Source organism: Flavobacterium tyrosinilyticum, from assembly GCF_023656565.1.
Classification (GTDB): domain Bacteria; phylum Bacteroidota; class Bacteroidia; order Flavobacteriales; family Flavobacteriaceae; genus Flavobacterium; species Flavobacterium tyrosinilyticum.
The window spans coordinates 981383-999503 of sequence record NZ_JAMOKG010000003.1 but is presented as its reverse complement, the minus strand read 5'-3'; the positions used below and the strand labels follow the sequence as shown (position 1 = coordinate 999503).

Genomic DNA, 18121 nt, shown 5'->3' with positions numbered 1-18121 from the left:
ATGCAAGAAAAGATGATTTTATTGGCTGATGACGATCAGGATGATGCAGAAATGTTTTGCGAAGCATTGGCAGAAATAGATGAAAGTATTGTGTGCTATTGTTCAGAAAATGGTAGCGGTGTGCTAAATACGTTGAAAAATCAGGAGAAGATTCCAGAAATTGTTTTTCTAGATTTAAATATGCCAGTTATGAACGGCTGGGAATGTCTGAAGCAATTAAAATCGGAAGAGCGTTATAAAGATATTCCTGTAATTATGATTTCTACCTCTTCGTACATGAATGACATGGATACCGCGGCCAATCTTGGAGCAGTCTGCTATTTTGTAAAACCCAATAATTTCGATGACTTAAAACAAGTCTTGAGATTAATTACTTCAAACTTAGAAAACGGGTTAAAAGAAACGTTTTCAAATCTTGAAAAAAATAAATATTTGCATGTCTTTTGTGCGGAATAAATCTGTGTTTTCTTTTTTTGAAAAGTAAAACGTATGAATTTCTTTTATAAAAAAAGGGGCTGACCAAAAATACACTTTAGTTTAATGTGTTGATTTTTAAAATCTTGAATTGTATTGAAATGTTCTTTTTAAGAAAAAATCAAAAAAATCCACTTTAAACTTGACTAATTCGGTAGAATTAATATATATTTGTATCACAGAAAATTTATATAATGATACTTATCCAGAAAGACTGAGGGAATAGGCCCATTGAAGTCTTAGCAACCTGTTGCCGAATAAGGTGCTAAATCCTTCCGCTGTGTGCGGGCAGATAAGAAAGATTTCTCCGTAAATCTGTTTAAGATCATCCATTTAAAATCTTTATTATGAAAGCAGAATCCATTTTGTACGCTAGTTATGAACTCTTGAATTCCATTTTTGAAGAAAACAGTTTTGCTTTTTTCTGAAGGCGAAAAGACTAGTTTCTCTCCAATTTCTTTTATAAACAACAATATCGCTAATGACTTTTTTCATTGGCCTGAAATTCTTTTGTCTAATCTTAAAACTAAAAATAAAATGAAAAAAATACTATTAGGTTTTGCTTTGCTTTTTGGAGCTTTTCAAACTCAAGCGCAGGAAAATAATTTACAATTAAAAGGTACTGTTGTCGATACCGTAGCACAATATGTTTACCTGCAAAAGTTTCACAATAAAATGTTTACTACAATTGATTCGGTAAAAGTAAAAGATGGAAATTTTAGCTTTAAAACAAAAGTAAAAACACCAGAATTATACGGATTAAGTGTCAATACAGAAAGTTCGCCTTTGTATGTTTTTCTTGAAAAAGACCCGATTACAGTAAAACTGAGTCCGAAGAAATATTATACCGCTTCTGTGGTTGAAGGTTCAGCTTCTCAAGATTTGTTCGAAATCTATAAAAAGAGCAAAGATGTGGAAATCAGCAAATTCATAACCGAACATCCAAAATCTATTGTTTCGGCTTATGTGTTGTACAGAAACTGGTCTTATAGATTAACGCCAGAGCAGATTACACAAAATATTGCTTTGTTGGATAAAAGTCTTCAAAATACCACTTACGTGAAAGAATTAAAAGAACTGGCTATTGTTTTAGACGGATTAGCAGTAGGTAAAAAAGCCCCTGATTTTACAGCCAATGATCCTGACGGAAAGCCAGTTCGACTTTATGATAATTTAAAAGGCGGTTATACTTTAGTTGATTTTTGGGCTTCATGGTGCGGTCCATGCCGAAGAGAGAATCCGAATATTGTAGCAGCTTACAAAGAATTTCATGATAAAGGATTCAACATCGTAGGGATTTCTCTAGATAAAAAGAAAGAAAACTGGATTAAAGGAATTCAAGATGATAATTTAACTTGGACGCATGTTTCAGATTTGCTTTTCTGGAACAGTGCTGTTGCTAAATTATACGGTGTAAGAGCTATTCCAGGAAATTATTTAGTGGATTCTAAAGGAATAATTGTCGCAAAAAACCTGCACGGAGAAGAATTGCAATCTACATTAAAATCACTTTTAGGACAGGCAAATTAATTTTTTTAAACACATAGAAACATAGTTCTTCTTTATCTACAGAGGCGTTTCACTTGTTTTAGCAAACATAGCTATGTGTGAAAATCTAGATTTTTTCAAATATCTTTTATTTAGAATATGATCTATGTTTCTATGTGTTGAAAAAATTTAATCAATAATAAATTTAGTTAATTAAAATGATAAAGGAAATGAATGCTATTGAGCCAACAACAAAACCAACAGAACCTGAATGTTACTTTTCTAAATTTAGAGAAAATACAGTAGGAATTGATCATACTTTCGAATCGGTCTATGGAGAACAAAATTTAGTTTACGCAGACTGGGTTGCCAGCGGAAGATTATACCATCCGATCGAAGATATAATGCTCAATAAAATTGGTCCAATGATTGCCAATACGCATTCACTTTCAAGTCAGACAGGAAAAACCTCTACTTATGCTTATCAGCATGCAAGGGATATTATTAAAAAATCGGTTAATGCCAATGATTCGGATGTTTTGGTAACGACTGGAAGCGGTATGACAGCAGCTTTGTCAAAACTGCAGCGTATTATGGCGCTTCGAACCAAATCGGAAGAAGATAGACCAGTGGTTTTTATAACGCATATGGAACATCATTCTAATCAGGTTTCGTGGTATGAGACCAATGCTGAAGTAGTTATTCTTCCGCCTGATGAGAACAATTTAGTCGACTCAAATGTTCTTGCTGAAACGATTAAAAAATATGCAAACAGAAGCTTAAAAATAGGTTCGTTTACGGCTTGTTCGAATGTTACAGGAATTATTACGCCTTATCACGAATTAGCCAAAATCATGCACCAAAACGGCGGACTTTGTTTTGTAGATTTTGCAGCTTCGGCGCCGTATGTCAAAATCGATATGCATCCAAAAGATCCAGAAGAACAATTGGACGCTATTTTCTTTTCGCCGCATAAATTTTTAGGAGGACCTGGAACTTGTGGTATTTTGGTTTTCAATGAAAAATTATATCAATCTGATTTTCCAGATAATCCTGGCGGAGGAAATGTAAAATGGACTAATCCGTTGGGCAAATATTGTTACAGCGATGTAATAGAAGTTAGAGAAGATGGAGGAACGCCGGGATTTTTGCAGGTTATTAGAACGGCATTGGCTTTAGAATTAAAAGAGCAAATGGGCGTGGAGAAAATCAAAGAAAGAGAAAAAGAACTGCTTGATCTTTGTTTTTCAAGACTTCAAAAAATAGAGGGTTTATCGATTTTAGGAGATTTAACGACAGAAAGAATAGGCTGTGTTTCTTTTGTGATCGAAGACATTCATTATAATTTGATCGTTAGACTTTTAAATGACCGTTTCGGAATTCAGGTTCGCGGCGGCTGGTCGTGTGCGAGCACTTATGCACATTATCTGTTCAATATTAACGAAAAGAAATCCGCAGAAATTACCAATGAATTATTGCAGCGAAATCAAACCAATAAACCGGGTTGGGTGCGTTTGTCACTGCATCCGATTATGAGCAATGAAGAGCTTTTTTATATCTGCGATGCAATTGAAAAAGTAGCTCTGAATTATAAAAAATGGAAAAAAGATTATGAATATAATCCGGTTTCAAATGAATTTGAAAATTCGGAAATTAAAGATACCATCGCAAGAGAAGTAAACGAATGGTTTAAGTTAGATTAGTTAGTAGTCAACCTAACAGGTTTTCAAAATCTGTTAGGTTTTTAAATTGCTAAATATTCTGTAGGAATATCTCGTCGGTAGAAAAAAAATGATTGCGTTTTACGTTGTGTCCTGTAGGGACACCTGTACAATTGAATTATGTATCTGCGCTCTTAATTAGACGTTCCTACGGAACGTGCAAATGTGCGTTGAAATTTGATTCTACCAACCAGACATTCCTAACGGAATGTTTTTTAGAATTATTTAATCGATTCGATAATTTTTTAAACACATAGAAACATAGATTTTTTTACATTAAAAAAGTATTTGGAAAGAAACTAGTTTCTCACACATAGCTATGTTTTTTAAAACAAGTGAAACGCCTTTATAGACAAAGAAAACTATGTTTCTATGTGTTAAAAATTATTTATTAAGCGACTCGATAATCTTTTCTCTATGCGCCAATCCCCAATTGACTAAGGTTTCGGTAACAGGAAGCACCGATTTTCCATATTCGGTAATGGCGTAAACTACAGTTGCAGGTTTGGTATTTTGTTCGGCTCTGGTAATGAGTAAATTGGTTTCCAGTTCTTTGAGCTCTTTGCTGAGCATTTTAGCCGAAATACCATCAATTTCACGCTGCATTTTTTTAAAATGAATCACCTGATGCGTTCTATTGGTTAAAAATCGTAGAATCATCAATTTCCATTTACCGCCCAAAACATCAAGACTGTCACGCATTGCCATAAGTTCTTCAGAACAATTGGCTTCGCGAAGTACTCCGTTATCGTTAATTTTTGCCATACTAGTTTCTCTTTGGTAACCGGTTACCTTGGGTTAACCCATAACAAAAATAAGGCATTAGGGCGATACTTTTGTAAACTAAAATGATAAAAATGAAAGCAATTGTATTACAGGAAAACCGCGAATTTGAACTGGAAACAGTGGTAATTCCGCAACCAGAATCGCATCAGATTCAGGTAAAGATTATGGCTTCAGGATTTAATCCGATTGATTATCAAATGACCGGAAACGGTTCTGAAAGAAAGCTGATACATTCACCAATTTTAGGAAGAGAATTTTCGGGAATCATAACAGCAATTGGTGATGAGGTAACGGAGTTTAAAATTGGAGATGCTGTTTTTTGTGGTTCTGGAAGTATGGGATCAAACGGTACTTATGCCGAATATATTTGTGTGCCAGCGGGAATTGCAGTAAAGAAACCTCAGAATATTTCTTTTGAAGAAGCGGCAGGAATTCCATCAGCTGGACTTACGGCTTTGCAATCTTTTAAACGAATGAATGCTTCTTTAACCGATTCGATACTGATTACGGGCGGTGCTGGCGGAGTGGGAAATGTTTTTATGAAACTGCTTATTGCTGAAGGTTTTACCAATTTTGTAGTTACAGCTGGAAACGAAGAAAGTATCGCTTCTTTGGTGAATCTTGGCGTAAAACCAAAACAGATTATCAATTATAAAAAAGAGGAAATTTACGAAGCCGCTCTTTCTTTAAACGGAAATCAAAAATATGATATTGCGGTTGATTTAGTTGGAAATCATGTTGCTGAAATTGCTGCAAAATTGCTGAAAATAAACGGAAGATATATTGATGTCACAAATTTTTCTACTCCAGAATCGCGCAGTATTCTTTTTTCGCGAGGCGCTACAATTCATAATATTTCAAATTATGCGTATGGAGTTGAAAAACAATACGATTACTATAAAAAAGGATTAACAGAGTTGAGTGATTTAATAGAAAATGAAATAATTACAACGCCAAATATTAATGTAATTGGAGGATTGAACAAAGAAACAGTAGATAAAGCGCTTACTATTTTGAGAGAAAACAAAACCAGTGGCAGAAAATTAATAATGCAGATCAATTAAATGAAAACAATACCACGAAGAATTGTAACAGGTTTACGAAACGGAAAATCTATTATAGAACATGATGAAATCGTTTCGAATGTGTCGGAACATTTTCCAGGATTAATTATTTCAGATATCTGGTCGACAGATTCGACACCGGCAAAATTTGAAGAAAAAGTTATTGAAAACACCGCTTTTCCAAATACGCCTAAAAACGGAAGTTATTTTCGTTATGTCCAGATTCCGCCCGACAAAGATTTGGGAATTGTTGCTCTCGAAGGCCAGCCGCATCCGTTAATGCATCAGACTGATACTTTAGATTACATTATCATTATTTCGGGTGAAATTTATTTGATTGTAGACGAAGAAGAGACTTTACTGCAAGCGGGAGATATTGTAATTCAGCGCGGAACCAATCACGCTTGGAGCAACCGATCGGATTCGCCCTGTATTCAATTGGCAATCTTACTGGACGCCGCAAAAGCAGAATAATATAAATTATACGCCGATAACTACATTTTGATTTATTTGTAAAATTGCAATAATCTCATTTGATTGTTGCAATTTTTTTTGTTTTTAAATATGCACGGAATTTCTCAAAATTGTTCCATTTTATAAAATGAAACAATTTTGATTGTTTGTGTATTAAAGTGTTGAATAATAATTGTTTAAATTTATGCGAAATAATAATGATTGGATAAGCAGATCCAAATAAACCTATCGTAGTTTTTCCGCCTAGCTAAAATTTAATTTTCATCGAAACTTCTGCTAAATATTACATAATGTTGATTACAAATTTCGAAAAAATGCAAAATTAAATCCATATCATCTCATGAGCTATTGGCGGTTTAAAGTTTTTCGTTTAAAGCATTTAGCTCTTTTTTTATTGAGCTGCAGCCTCAATGTAAGTTTTGCGCAGCAGGATACAATCAGTTTGGCGTCTGCTAAAAAAATAAGATTGGACGAAGCCATTTTGTTAGGCATTAAAAACAACCGTCAGTTAAAATTGGCCAATGCAGATCTCGCTATTGCAAATGAAAATGTCAGTCAGGCCAAAATTGCAAAAGCGCCAAGAATAAGCTTAAATGGCGGATACAATTATATTGGCGATCCTAAAATCTATGAAGGATTTTATGCCAGAAATGTTACCGTAGATTATTACGATCATCAAGGTTTTGCTAATATTGTTTCTTCACTCCCAATTTACGCTGGAAATGCCATTAACACTAGAATTAATCAGCAGGAATTAATCAGTCAGATGCAGGAATCTGCCGTGAAAATGACAGAAGCCGATGTCAAGAATGCGATTACCGAACAATATTTTACACTCGAGAAATTATACCGTCAGATTGAGGTTACCAAACAGAATATTATCAATACCGATATTCGAATAAATCAGTTAAAATCGCGTGTGAAAAATGGTCAGAATCTTACGAGCGACCTTTTGAGAACCGAATTGCAGCAATCTAATTTTAAGGTTTCTGTTTTTAGAAGCACTAATACGATTGAACTGATCAGCAATTATTTGGATATTTTAATCGGTTTTCCAACCCATACGATTTTAAAACCTGAAGTGGCAGAAAGTATGATTCCGACAGAAAATATGAATCTGCAGGAAAGTTTAGCAGAAGCTTTTCAGAATAGGGAAGAAATAAAGCGAGCAGGAATAAGAATCAAGCTTTCGGAATCGACATTAAGCCTGACCAAAAGTGGATTTAAACCAAACGTAAATGCAAATGTTATTCTCAATACCGAATATCCAGCACAATGGCCCAATTATGTCAATATTCTCAATTATTGGGCGGCGGGACTTTCTTTGAATTGGGATATTTCGAGTTTCTATAATCTGAAACATCGCATAGGCAGTGATAAACTGGAAATCGATAAAAGTAATATAGCCCTAGAAGTGACCAAAGACCAGATTACTACCGAAGTTAAAAATGCTTATGTGAGATATGCAGAAAGCAAAGAAAATATTAAAACCTATAAAAAAGATGTAGAGTTGTCTATGAGCAATTATAAAATTGTAAAAAGCCGTTATGACAACGATTTTGCTTTAATCAGCGAGATTGTTGACGCAGAATTACAGCTGAACAACTCTCGAATTTCACTTGTAAACGCCAATTTAGATTTAATCATTCAATATTATTCACTTCAATATGCAATGGGTAAACTTTAATACATCTTGTTATGAGCGAAACAGATACACAAAACGGAGCAGTTCAGAAAAATGAAAAAAGAAGAAACACAATTCTAACGGTATTGTCATTTGTTTTTTTGATTGCTGGCGGTTTGTGGATTTTAAGTTTGTTCTTTGATTTCAGTTCTTATGAAACCACCAATAATGCCCAAGTTGAAGCTTACATCAATAATGTTGTGGCAAGAGCGACTGGACATATAAAAGAAATACGATTTGAAGCCAATCAGAAGGTGCAGAAAGGAGATACATTGGTTGTTTTGGACGATTCCGAATATATCATTAAGATCAAACAAGCCGAAGCGGATTTGGCTATAGCCGAAGGAAATCTGCATTCGCTGCAGCAAAACATTACAACTTCGATTTCCAATCAAGCTTCGGGAAAAGAAAAGTTGGCGGGAGATTTAGCAAGTTTAGACAAAGCGCAAAAAGACTATCAGCGATTTAAAAATATGTATGCCGATTCGGCCGTAACGCGGAATCAGTATGATCAGGTTATTTCTAAATTAAAATCAGAAGAGGCTTATGTCAAGGCAGGCAAAAAAGGTCTCGATGCAAGCAGTTCAATTACCAAACAAAGTTCGATTAATCTGGAAGCTGCTACGGCAACTGTTGCCAGAAAGAAAGCAGATTTGGATGCCGCGAAGCTTCAATTGTCCTATACTGTTATTATGGCTCCAACCAGTGGTTTTGTGGGCGAACGAAATTTGTCTATTGGCGAATTAATCAATGCCAATCAAACCATTGCGACAATTGTATTGAATGAAAAATTATGGATTTCGGCCAATTTTAAAGAAACTCAAATTGAAAAAATAAAACAGGGACAAGAAGTAACCATTACAATTGATGCCTTAGACGGAAAAAAATTTAAAGGAAAAGTAGCTGGATTTTCTCCCGCCACAGGAGCTAAATTTTCTATGGTTGAACCTGATAATTCAACTGGAAATTTTGTCAAAATCACCCAACGAATCCCAGTTAAAATTGAATTTGAAACTCCAGCAAAAGAGCTTCAGGAAGTAAGACCCGGAATGAATGTAACAGTTGATGTAAAAAAATAAGAGATGTTTGCAGGAAAAAAAGAAAGCATTTTTACACTGACAGGATTGTATATCCTGACGATTCCTTTTTTTAACGGACTCAATGTTACGACTTATGATAATTCTCAGATATTAGGACATTTTGGACCTTCTACGACTGCTTTTAGTTATGCGGTTTACGTTCCGATTTTTGTCATGTTGGCTTTTCTGCCTTTAGGTTTAAAATTAGGGAAACAAATCAAGGTTAGAACCATGATTTTATCGGTTTCATTTTTATCCTTAATCTTCAATACTGCTTCATTGTTTGCACCCACAATAGCTTGGTTTGTTTTATGCCGTTCTCTTTTAGCAATGGTTTCAGTCATCGGAATATTTGCTTCGATGGTGCCTATTTTATTAAAATACAATCCCGCTCTCAATATGGCTTTGCTTTACGGCATTTTTCAGTTTATCCAGAAAGGAAGCCAGCATTTGTATCAATATTTAGGAGCGCACTTTGTGAGTTTTCATAACTGGACGTTTGGAATTTATTTCTTAAATGTCAACTTTTTAATCTGTATTATTCTCGCTTGGTATTTCTATAAAGCCGATGTTGCACCTCTAAAAACCAAATTCCAATTTGATTGGAGAGGCTGGATTATCCTGATTTTATTTTTTGCGATTATTCTTTTTGTATGTGCCGAAGGGCAGACCAGAAATTGGTTTAGCGATCCTAAAATAACTTTGGCTTTTGCAGTTTTATTTATTGTAGCAGGTATCTATCTGCTTCATGTTCGTTTTACGGCAGAGCCTTTAATTAATCCCGATGTTTACAAATATAAGAATGTAATTCCAGGTGCCTTTTTGATGTTTTATATCGGATTAATAAACGGAACCGGAAGTGTTGTAACAGGCTATATGACCAATATTCTAGGTTTTGATTCTGTTTTGGGAGCAGTAATACATCTTTCACTTTTGATTGGGTTGTGCATTTCGATTCCGCTTTCGACTTATCTTTTATACAAACGCATTTATCTGGCTACGATTTGGGTAATTGGTTTTGCCTGCTACGGAATGTATCATATTATGCTTTTTTTTAGGTTCTACCCCGGAATCGATGCATCCGATTTTTATCTACCCTTAATTTTTAAAGGATTAGGAATGGGATTTCTTTTTCCTGTTTCACTCTTATACATTTCAGAGGGAATTCCTCCGTTTTTGAGCACATCGCGCATGATGACTGGAATTATTGCTCAGGCTGTTTTTGCTTCTTTACTTGGAGGCGCTGTTTTAGGAACTTTTATTTCGAACATGAATGTACAGCATAAAACAGGTCTGAGTCAGCAATTGAGTCCGCTAAATAAACAAGCCGAACAGCAGTTGGAAAACTCAAAAAGGCAATTTTTATTCTTGGGATTATCAGATGCCGAAGCGCAGAAAAAAGCCGAGAAAAGTCTTTCCAATCAAACCTCTCAAGCTTCTATGTTATTGGCTTACAAAGATATTTATCTCGTAATGTCGGCAGTGTGTTTTCTGCCCATTTTTATTATACTGCTTTTTAAACTTTGGCGAAGACCAATAGGAAGAGTAGAAGTGGAGCCGATACCGATTTGAGAATAGAGAATAGAGAATAGAGAATAGAGAATAGAGAATAGAGAATAGAGAATAGAGAATAGAGAGTGAAGAAGCAAGAATATAGAATATAGAATTTGTCCTTAGGTTTCGAGATTGGAATTTGGAATTTAGTTTTTGGAATTTGTCCGTAGGCTTCGAGATTGGAATTTGGAATTTAATATTTAGAATTTATATTATGATAGCACAAAAAGACCGTTTTTTATATCGCTTTTGGACGCAAGAGAAAGGACTCAGTGGTATGCTGATTCTTTTGTGTATTATGCACTTTATTGTCATTCCGTTTTTTGGCAGTTATTCGCGTTTTATGGTAGCAGTCAATATATTTTGGATGCTGTTTCTCTTTGCGGGAATTATAGCTTTATCCAAACATAAAAAACAGGCTTTTCTCATTTCCATAATTCCCTTTTTATTTATTATAACACAATGGATTAATTATTTCGAACATAATATTTTCATCCTCTTTGCGGATTTAATTCTCTCCGTTGCAATTATGTTGCTTCTCATTACTTTGGTTTTAATAAAGGTTTTAGAGCCTGGTCCTGTAACTACTTATCGCATTGTAGGGTCAATAGTCGTTTATATGCTTTTGGTTCACTTTTGGTCTACGCTTTATTTGTTTCTTTTCCAGCATATTGAAGGCGCTTTTCAAATAACTGAATCGAAATTTGCAAGCAATAGTGATCTGGCTAGTTTTATGTATTTCAGTTATGTCTGTATCACATCGACGGGTTTTGGCGAAATCGTTCCTCTGCATCCTTTGGCTCGTTCGCTTGTTCAGATTGAAGTGCTTACAGGTGTTCTGTATCCTGTAATCTTAATTGGAAGACTGGTTTCAGATGCCAATTTTGCTGTTAATAAGACGGGGAAGAATAAAGACTAAAGAATATAGAATATAGATGAAAGAAGTAAGAACTAGGAGTAAAGTAAAGTAAAGATTTATAGGGGAGAATTCATTTATTATTAACAATTCATCATTAAAAACACTAACCATGAAAACAACCAATTCGACTAAAAAGAAAGAACTTTTTGATACTATTTTGCAGTTATTTTTCATTTTTCTCCTTGTGGGATTTTGTCTTAAATTGTTGTTGCCTTTTTTTATGCCTATTCTTTGGGCGGTAATACTTTCGGTTGTGTTTTATCCTTTGTTTAATTCGCTGCAGCGAATATTAAAAGGACGCAAAGCACTGGCATCGGTTGTTATTACTATTTTGCTTATTGCCATAATGGTGGTGCCTCTTATCTATTTCTTGAAAGCGGCAACGGGAAATTTTTTAGAACTGAAAAGCAGTTTTGAGGCAGGAACGCTAAAAATTACTCCGCCAGGAGCTTCTATAAAAGAATGGCCAATAATTGGCAAACCACTCTATGAATTTTTATTGTCTTTATCAACAGATTTGGAACAGAGTGTTGTGAAATACCAAGATCAGATAAGAGAATTGTCGTCTAAAATTATGGCCAGTATTTTGAGTTCTGGTGCGGCATTTCTTCAGTTTATTTTATCGGTTATTATTGCAGGTGTTTTATTAGTATCGCCAGGGGGGAAAACTTTCTTTATGAAATTCCTTAAAAAAATTGCAGGAAATGAGGCCGAAGGAATTATGACCATTTCAGTTTCAACTATTTATCAAGTGGTTAAAGGTATTTTGGGAGTTGCTGTTATTCAGACTATTATTCAGGCAATTGGATTGTTTTGGGCCGATATTCCATACGCGGGAATTTTGACTTTGATCTGTCTGATATTTTCAATTTTGCAGATTGGCCCTATTATAATTAATATTGGCGTTATTATTTACCTTTTCTCAACAGGAGATTCTGGTTATGCTATCTTTTGGACGGTGTTTTTCATTATCAGCGGATTATCAGATAATGTCCTAAAACCATTATTGCTAGGAAAAGGCGCTCTTGTGCCAATGCTCGTTATTTTCCTAGGTGTAATTGGTGGTTTTATCATGTCGGGTTTCATAGGATTGTTTGTTGGGCCAATTGTGTTTTCAATAGGTTATAAATTGTTCGTTGCTTGGTTGGATGACAATCCAGAACCTGTTGCAGAACCTGTGGACGATATTGAAATTAGTTAATTGTGAAATGTTAATTGTAAGATGTGAGTATCATTTTACTTTTCACATCTAACATTTCACACTTTAAACTTTTTACACATGAATTAACAATTCACCATTTATAATTCACAATTAAAAGAAGTATTTTTGCAGGATTATAATTTTAGCAAATGAAACGTTCCGGTACAGCAGATCTTCCTTTACATTATGGACATGTTCCATTATGGCTTGCTGAGCGGATGTCTAAACTTGGTTTTGCAATTGTAGAAACGATTGCAATGGAATTTTCTACTGCCGAAGTTATAAGTAAATTGAGCAATCCATTTTGGTTTCAGAGTTTTGGAGCCGTAATGGGAATGGATTGGCATTCGTCTGGAATTACAACCTCGGTGCTTGGAGCATTAAAAAAATCGGTGAATCCGCACTCCAAAGAACTCGGAATTTATATCTGCGGAGGCAAAGGAAAACATTCGATGGCAACGCCGCAGGAACTTTTATTTGTTGGCGAAAAAACAGGCCTCGACGGAGTTAATCTTGCCAGCTGTAGCCGACTTACCGCAAAAGTAGACAATACCGCCATTCAGGACGGATTTCAATTGTATCAGCATAATTTTATTGTCGATAATAAAGGGCAATGGGCTGTAATTCAGCAGGGAATGAATCCTGATTCTAGAACTGCCAGAAGATACCATTGGCATTCGCAAGATTTAAAGTCTTTTATAAATGAACCGCACACTTTTATTTATGGCGAAAATCAAGGTGCAATTTTAAATCTTACAGCAAATGCGGCCACAAAATCTCGTGAAGGTATTTTAGAATTGGTAAAAGAGTCGCCAGTTAAAATCATAAAAGAAATGCAGCATCTTTCTATGCCCGCGCATCACGACGTGAGAATGGAAGATGTGAATATGAAAAGACTGGGCGCTATGCTTTGGGCTACTCATGAAAACAAGCCAGAAGATTTTGAAGAATTACTGCTTTTAAAAGGAATGGGGCCAAGAGCTTTGCAGTCGTTGGCTTTGGTAAGCGAAATAATCTACGGAACTCCAACACGATTTGATGATCCAGCCCGTTTTTCTTTTGCTCATGGCGGAAAAGACGGACATCCGTTTCCTGTTCCCGTTAAAATCTACGATGAAACAATAGACACGTTGCAAAGAGCCATTAATCGGGCTAAAATTGGGAATAGCGATAAATTGAGCGCTATTAAGAAACTATCTGAAATTTCAAGAAAAGCAGAAGAAAGTTTTATGCCAAATTCCAATTTTGATGCTCTTGTTCAAAGAGAAAGAGAAGAATCGCACAAATATGGAGGAAGAACCGTTTTTGGCGATGCGAAACCTCCAAAAAAGAAACCTATAAACCCAAACAATCAGCTGGAATTATTTTAAAGAATCATAATTATCTATCTGCCTTTTTAGTTATACAAAAAATCAATAATGTCACAAAACGAAAAATCAATTTATACCTTACAATTCATTTTGCTTTGTTTGAGTTCTCTATTATTTTCATCGAGTTTTAATATGATGATACCCGAACTTCCCAATTATTTAAGCAGTTTGGGAGGAGCAGAGTATAAAGGACTTATTATTTCCTTATTTACCTTGACGGCCGCAATTTCTCGTCCGTTTAGTGGTAAACTTACCGATAAATGGGGACGCGTTCCGGTTATGGCAATAGGATCTTCGGTATGTGTGATCTGCGGATTTCTGTATCCAATTTTGAGTTCTGTTTCAGGATTTTTGCTTTTGCGTTTAGTTCATGGTTTTTCGACAGGATTTAAACCTACGTCAACTTCGGCTTATGTGGCAGATATTATTCCGCAACACAGATGGGGAGAAGCACTCGGAATGCACGGATTATGTTTTAGTATTGGTGGGGCGCTAGGACCAGCGCTGGGCAGTATGATTGTGAATTTGTACGGAATCAATGTCATGTTTTATACTTCGTCGTTTTTGGCTTTCTTTTCTATTATTATTGTAATGAACATGAAAGAAACCCTTGTGACAAAAGAAAAATTGAACCGATCAATGTTCGTTATAGGCAAAAACGATATTGTAGATAGAAATGTATTTCCAGCAGGAATTATCACTTTTCTTTCGTACACCGCTTTCGGACTTATTTTAACCTTAATTCCAGATTGGAGTGAGCATTTAGGAGCAACAAATAAGGGAATATTTTTTACTGCTTTTACGGTAGCTTCAGTCATGGTTCGTTTTGCAGCAGGAAAAGTTTCCGACAGGCACGGCCGTCCAAAAGTGATTATGGCTGGATTAATCATCACTTCGATTGCTCTTTTTGTAATAAGTGCAGGAAGAGATATCAATATGTTATTAATCGGAGCCGGAATTTATGGAGTCGGCACCGGTATTTTGTCACCAGCCATTAGTGCTTGGACGATTGATATGAGTAATCCTGAGCATAGAGGAAAAGCGGTCGCAACGATGTATATTTCGATGGAACTCGGAATCGGTTTAGGAGCTCTTTTAGGAGGGACTTATTATAATGATCAAATCAACCGTATACCGCAAATCATTAGATTTGATATACTCGTGCTAGTTCTAGGAATTGTTTATCTTACGTATTGGGCAAGAAATAAAAGGAGAATGAAAGCGTAATTTTATAGCGCCTTATTATTTTTGAATCGCTAACTGCACTTTAAAATTACCATAATACGGATTGTCGGCCATTAGAGAATGTCCGATGACTAAAATATGAGTCCCTTTTTGTTGAAGCGGCATTTTCATATCCATTCCAAAAGGGCCGTCTGAGGTTTTATCCGGAAAAATAATTTGATTAAAACGAATGTTTCCTTTTCCTGCATCTGGAACAATTTGAGCGTTTAATTCTCCCAAATCTTCATTTTTAAATTGGACATAAACTTTTGAATGTAAAGAATCTAAATGGCCTTCTGCTGAAAACACATTTTCTTCATTCTTAAAATTCATAGCAATAGTGTCGCCCATTTGTTCATTTTCCTGTTTTTTTTCTTGTTGAACAACGGGCGTCGGTGCTTCAGCAGCAGGTTTTTTGTTTTCCTTTTGCTGACATGAAAAGAAGAAAATTGGAATTAGAAATAGAAGCAAATTTTTCATATCAGTATTTTTTAGCTTACCATTTCAAAACTTCCAGGTTTTTCTTCATTCTTATCGTATTCTCCGTCAATATCATTTAACTCTTCTTCTTCCCAGTCATTTTCATCATACTCTGAATCGAAATCATATTCAAGATTGTCTTCCAGTTCTCCAAGCTCTAGATTGTAGTGATTAGAAGCTGTCAGTCTATTATTGTAATCACCCTCTAAAAAGTCGTCATAATTTAGTAGTAGTTGTTCTTCATAAGAATTCATTTCAAATTCTTCAGATGCGTAATTTTCATATCTCATAATAATCGGTTTTAAAGGATGAATAATAATTATCTCAATTTTTAGATTATTCTAAAATTACTGTCTTAATCTGCTAACTGTTTTATATAATTTTTTTATAGTATTGTCAAATTTTCATTTACCCTTAAATTTAACCATAAAAAAGCAAAAGTTTGAAAATACGAGTGCTTTTTTCAACTATAGTGTTGCTATTCAATATTATTAAGATTAATCATATTGAATTTTATTCAAAAATGTTTACGAAATCCTTTGCGTTTTTTTTAACTTAATAATCTTTTGGCTTTTAACATTAAAATTGTTTAATATTGCGTTTTTGATCCTCACTTTTTATTAATTAATGTCTGTTTATAGCAAATATGCTGATCATATCTTATTAAATCTCCTTAAGGATGATGATCAATTGGCCTATACAGAAATTTTCGAAAGATATTCTAGACTTTTAGTAAATCATGCCTACAAAATGACGGGAAATCATGATGAGGCCAATGATGTTGTTCAGGAAGTTTTCTTGTTTATCTGGAACAAGCGTCGGGAATTGGAAATCACAGGATCATTATCTTCTTATTTATACAAAGCAACCAAAAACAGAATCTTGAATCATATTGCTCACGAAAAAGTAGTTTCTCGTTACGCAGATTCTTTTTCAAACTTTATTGAAAATGATTATGTTTTTGCAGATTCTAAACTCAGAGAAAAAGAATTGGAAGCTATTATTGAAAACGAAATTGCTTTGCTTCCAGAAAAAATGCGTGAAGTTTTTCTTTTAAGAAAAGTAGAAGAACTGTCATACGACGAAATTGCACTTCAATTGAACATAACAGATAAAACGGCTAAACAGCAAGTTTATAATTCGCTAAAAATTCTTCGCGGAAAGCTAAAATCGGCGTTGAATGTTTTTGTGTGGTAAATTTTTCTTGTTCTTTTTGTTAAATTTTCAAATAAAAACTATCCATAAAAGCCTCATTAATAAAGAGAAACTAACGTTTCAATGAATTTATTAATGATAAATTAATATTTTTTTGATTTTCATCTATGACAAAACCCCTTCCTAACTGTCTTATTATAAAACAAGACAAAATTTCGTGTTGTAATTATGAATGAAACTGAATTTTTAGAACTGCTTAAAAAACATCAAAATGGCACTTTATCTAATGAAGATAAAGACAAACTTGATGCGTGGTATTTGCATAAAGCGGCAAATAATACTAAACAGCTTAGCGAATACGAACTAGCAGATAGTTACGAACATTTGAAATCGAGACTTCCTTTGGTAAAGCAACCAAAAGTGATTACTCTTTGGCCGCGTGTTGCCGCCGCCGCATCTATTGCGTTACTTTTTGGCGTTGGAATATTCTATTTTACAAAATCGGAAGTAGGAGTAGAACAAGAAAATATTCAGGTTGTCGAAAAACCAACAGAAATTGCCCCAGGCGGAAATAGAGGAATTTTAACGCTTTCGAACGGAAAGCAGATTGTTCTTTCTGATATTTCCTCAAAAGATATTATTGCTAAAGAAGATCAAGATGAGGTAACCATTAAAATGGATGCCAATGGAGTGATTACTTATGTAATAAACCCAAATGCTGATGCTTCAGAAGAAGATGCAAATTCATTTAATACACTTTCGACTCCAACGGGCGGACAATATAATATTGTTTTGGCGGATGGAACAAAAGTATTTTTGAATGCTGTTTCGTCTATCAAATATCCGACTCAGTTTAATGGCGATCAAAGAATTGTTGAGCTAGAAGGAGAAGCTTATTTTGAAGTTGCTAAAAATAAAAGCAAGCCTTTCTTAGTAAAATCAGCGAACCAAACAATCGAAGTTTTAGGTACACATTTTAATGTCCATGCTTACAATAATGAATCTGTAGTAAAAACTACATTGTTAGAAGGAAGTGTTGCCGTTTCTTCTAAAAATCAGAAAGCGATTTTAAAGCCAGGCCAACAATCCAATATATCTGAAAGTTCTAGTAAGATTGCCGTTAAAGAGGTGGATACCGAAGCTGCAATCGCTTGGAAAAACGGCCGATTCAAATTTGATAATGCCGATTTAAAATCTGTAATGAAACAATTGGAGCGCTGGTACGGAATTAAAGTCGAATACCGCGGTGATGTCTCGGATGTGAGATTTAACGGAGGTACATTTAGAAATAAAAATTTGTCTGAGGTATTAAAAGTACTTGAGCTTAGTAATATAAAATTTAAGGTTGAAGGAAAAACGATTATTGTGTATCCATAAGATCTTATTTAACCGATTATATTGAGTCTATAAACTAAAAAACCAGAGGCAGTTGCGATGCTTCTGGTTGT

General features: G+C 34.8%; 17 protein-coding genes and 1 riboswitch. Of the genes, 14 read left to right on the top strand and 3 right to left on the bottom strand.

The genetic code is table 11. The annotated features are described in order from the left end of the window. The 3 genes from NCC77_RS18615 (at position 1) to NCC77_RS18605 (ending at position 3665) form a co-directional block, all read left to right on the top strand. Positions 1–456: a response regulator gene (locus tag NCC77_RS18615; RefSeq protein ID WP_250836938.1), complete on the top strand. Its 456-nt coding sequence runs from the start codon at positions 1–3 to the stop codon at positions 454–456. 216 nt (positions 457–672) lie between these two features. Then, positions 673–773, top strand: a riboswitch (SAM riboswitch). 238 nt (positions 774–1011) lie between these two features. Continuing rightward, entirely contained in the window at positions 1012–2004 is a 993-nt protein-coding gene (locus NCC77_RS18610; RefSeq protein ID WP_250836937.1) for a TlpA disulfide reductase family protein, read from the top strand. 188 nt (positions 2005–2192) lie between these two features. Next, positions 2193–3665 carry an aminotransferase class V-fold PLP-dependent enzyme gene (locus NCC77_RS18605; protein ID WP_250836936.1) on the top strand — a complete coding sequence of 491 codons (1473 nt, stop codon included), beginning with the start codon at positions 2193–2195 and terminating at the stop codon, positions 3663–3665. 402 nt (positions 3666–4067) lie between these two features. Here NCC77_RS18605 and NCC77_RS18600 read toward each other — a convergent pair whose 3' ends face one another. Further along, on the bottom strand, positions 4068–4448 hold the full coding sequence (locus NCC77_RS18600) for a winged helix-turn-helix transcriptional regulator (protein WP_250836935.1): 381 nt from the start codon (positions 4446–4448) through the stop codon (positions 4068–4070). A 92-nt stretch (positions 4449–4540) separates the two neighbouring features. On the opposite strand from NCC77_RS18600, the gene NCC77_RS18595 reads away from it, so the two are divergent. From NCC77_RS18595 to NCC77_RS18555, 9 genes are all read left to right on the top strand, one after another. Continuing rightward, the gene (locus NCC77_RS18595) at positions 4541–5533 is read left to right on the top strand and encodes an NADP-dependent oxidoreductase (protein ID WP_250836934.1); all 993 of its coding nucleotides are present in this window, start codon (positions 4541–4543) and stop codon (positions 5531–5533) included. Beyond that, the gene (locus NCC77_RS18590) at positions 5534–6007 is read left to right on the top strand and encodes a cupin domain-containing protein (protein ID WP_250836933.1); all 474 of its coding nucleotides are present in this window, start codon (positions 5534–5536) and stop codon (positions 6005–6007) included. It abuts the gene before it with no gap. A 466-nt stretch (positions 6008–6473) separates the two neighbouring features. Next, positions 6474–7694: a TolC family protein gene (locus tag NCC77_RS18585; RefSeq protein WP_250836932.1), complete on the top strand. Its 1221-nt coding sequence runs from the start codon at positions 6474–6476 to the stop codon at positions 7692–7694. 11 nt (positions 7695–7705) lie between these two features. Continuing rightward, positions 7706–8770, top strand: a complete 1065-nt coding sequence (locus tag NCC77_RS18580) for an HlyD family secretion protein (RefSeq protein WP_250836931.1) — start codon at positions 7706–7708, stop codon at positions 8768–8770. A gap of 3 nt (positions 8771–8773) precedes the next feature. Continuing rightward, positions 8774–10342, top strand: a complete 1569-nt coding sequence (locus tag NCC77_RS18575) for an MFS transporter (RefSeq protein ID WP_250836930.1) — start codon at positions 8774–8776, stop codon at positions 10340–10342. Between the two features lie 196 nt (positions 10343–10538). Beyond that, entirely contained in the window at positions 10539–11243 is a 705-nt protein-coding gene (locus NCC77_RS18570; protein ID WP_250836929.1) for an ion channel, read from the top strand. A 109-nt stretch (positions 11244–11352) separates the two neighbouring features. After that, positions 11353–12444, top strand: a complete 1092-nt coding sequence (locus NCC77_RS18565; RefSeq protein WP_250836928.1) for an AI-2E family transporter — start codon at positions 11353–11355, stop codon at positions 12442–12444. Between the two features lie 149 nt (positions 12445–12593). Next, on the top strand, positions 12594–13814 hold the full coding sequence (locus NCC77_RS18560; RefSeq protein WP_250836927.1) for a DUF763 domain-containing protein: 1221 nt from the start codon (positions 12594–12596) through the stop codon (positions 13812–13814). Between the two features lie 48 nt (positions 13815–13862). Continuing rightward, complete coding sequence (locus NCC77_RS18555) at positions 13863–15041, top strand: MFS transporter (RefSeq protein WP_250836926.1); 1179 nt, start codon at positions 13863–13865, stop codon at positions 15039–15041. A 15-nt stretch (positions 15042–15056) separates the two neighbouring features. Here NCC77_RS18555 and NCC77_RS18550 read toward each other — a convergent pair whose 3' ends face one another. Together NCC77_RS18550 and NCC77_RS18545 are read right to left on the bottom strand one after the other, a co-directional pair. Beyond that, the gene (locus NCC77_RS18550; protein WP_250836925.1) at positions 15057–15518 is read right to left on the bottom strand and encodes a hypothetical protein; all 462 of its coding nucleotides are present in this window, start codon (positions 15516–15518) and stop codon (positions 15057–15059) included. Between the two features lie 11 nt (positions 15519–15529). Beyond that, a complete protein-coding gene (locus NCC77_RS18545; protein ID WP_250836924.1) occupies positions 15530–15808 on the bottom strand; it encodes a hypothetical protein in 279 nt (92 codons plus the stop codon). A gap of 337 nt (positions 15809–16145) precedes the next feature. Here NCC77_RS18545 and NCC77_RS18540 point away from each other — a divergent pair, with 337 nt between their 5' ends. Both NCC77_RS18540 and NCC77_RS18535 read left to right on the top strand, forming a co-directional pair. Further along, the gene (locus tag NCC77_RS18540) at positions 16146–16715 is read left to right on the top strand and encodes an RNA polymerase sigma factor (RefSeq protein WP_250836923.1); all 570 of its coding nucleotides are present in this window, start codon (positions 16146–16148) and stop codon (positions 16713–16715) included. A 186-nt stretch (positions 16716–16901) separates the two neighbouring features. Further along, positions 16902–18050, top strand: coding sequence for a FecR family protein (locus tag NCC77_RS18535; protein WP_250836922.1), 1149 nt, complete (start codon positions 16902–16904; stop codon positions 18048–18050). Positions 18051–18121 lie beyond the last annotated feature (71 nt).